Origin of the sequence: Pseudomonas sp. 8209, from assembly GCF_028682105.1 — a bacterium.
GTDB classification, from domain to species: Bacteria; Pseudomonadota; Gammaproteobacteria; order Pseudomonadales; family Pseudomonadaceae; genus Aquipseudomonas; species Aquipseudomonas palmensis.
Window position 1 is genome coordinate 1 of sequence record NZ_JANIAH010000033.1, and the last position, 361, is coordinate 361.

Annotated in this window: 1 protein-coding gene; it reads right to left on the minus strand. The window is 52.1% G+C overall.

Annotation, left to right across the window (positions count from 1 at the left end):
• Positions 1 to 153: type VI secretion system tube protein TssD (gene tssD, locus NP552_RS25875; protein ID WP_274097110.1), on the minus strand; the 153-nt coding region annotated here is incomplete at its 3' end.
• Positions 154 to 361: the final 208 nt, after the last annotated feature.

Consider the following 361-nt stretch of genomic DNA (forward strand, 5'->3'; position numbering starts at 1 on the left):
CGGGATGATCACTTCGTGGTTGAAGCCCTGGACCATGACCTGGTCTTCGTGGCCTTCCTGGTAGGTGTTGCCGACCGAATCGGCGGTGAAGGCACCGGCGGTGATCAGGCCTTGTTTGGTGCCGGTGACGGACATGTAGGCAGGTGTTGCCATGGGGGTTTGCTCCTTGCAAAAAGTGAAGCCGGACAGGCGAAAAATGCCGTGCGACTGCAAGGAGACAGTTCAAGACCCGTGCCAACTTAAATTTAGTTGTTGTTAATCAGTAGCTTGTGTTTTTACTGTACGTTTTTTGAGCACTTTTACGCGAGAAAACCCGAAAAAGTGCGCAACTTCTTGCGCAGTACTGTGCAAGAAGTTGCGC